The sequence below is a fragment of the Paenibacillus sp. LHD-38 genome, from assembly GCF_031157315.1.
GTDB lineage: Bacteria > Bacillota > Bacilli > Paenibacillales > Paenibacillaceae > Pristimantibacillus.
In genome coordinates this window covers 1-929 of the sequence record NZ_JAVIFU010000139.1, presented here as the reverse complement: position 1 = coordinate 929, position 929 = coordinate 1, and the positions used below count along the sequence as shown (strand labels likewise).

The window sequence follows — 929 nt, the reverse complement described above, 5'->3', positions numbered from 1 at the left end:
AAAATCGTATTTCGACACCATCCCGCATGAGAACCTCATCACGATGGTGAAGGAAACGGTTGTGGATGGAAGCGTGCTGTCATTGGTGGAGAAATTCTTGAAGGCCGGAATCTTGGAAGGCGGCAGCTTCCATAGGAATGAACAGGGAACGCCGCAAGGAGGGGTCATCAGTCCCTTACTAGCTAACATCTATCTTCATCCACTGGATAAAGCCATGACCGAGCGAGGTCACCGACTGACGCGTTACGCAGATGACTTTGTCATTTGTTGCAGAACGCAAAAAGGCGCAGAGCGAGTACTAAGGTCCGTCATCAAGCTACTAGAAAAAGAGATGGGACTGAAGGTACATCCAGAGAAAACGAAAATCGTCAACAGCAAAAGGGAGTCATTCGTTTTTCTAGGGCATGAATTTAAACCGGGGAAACGAATGACACCATCGGATAAAGCCATGACGAAATTCAAAGAACGGGTGAAAGAGATAACGAGACGGAATCAAACGGTGAATGTACAAGTACTGGTGAAGAAAGTGATCAATCCTTATCTGAGAGGATGGGGAAATTACTTCGGAACAGGAGAAGTACAGAGGAGATTCCGGGACTTGGATAGCTGGATAAGGCGAAGAATCCGAGCCATTCAACTGCGAAGCTGGAAGAAAGTTAGAAAACTCCATCGGGAAATGCGGAGGCGAGGATGGGACAACAAAGAACTGCCGGGGCTACGCATGACAGTGTGGAGAAGCTCGCATTCTACGTACGCCCAATATGCGATGCCAAACAAGTGGTTTGAAGAAATCGGGCTATGCAGTCTTTATGCTATTTACAAGGAACTTCATCCCCAGAGGGGATAATCACTGGAGGAGCCGGATGCGACGACCCGCATGTCCGGATCTGTGAGAGGCCTATGCGCATGCGCATAGGCCTACTCGATTT

1 protein-coding gene is annotated in these 929 nt (G+C 48.4%); it reads left to right on the top strand.

Features of this window, described 5'->3' with window-relative positions; genetic code table 11:
• The coding region (locus RCO25_RS34615; RefSeq protein ID WP_309000573.1) for a reverse transcriptase domain-containing protein at positions 1-847 on the top strand (847 nt) is incomplete at its 5' end.
• Positions 848-929: the final 82 nt, after the last annotated feature.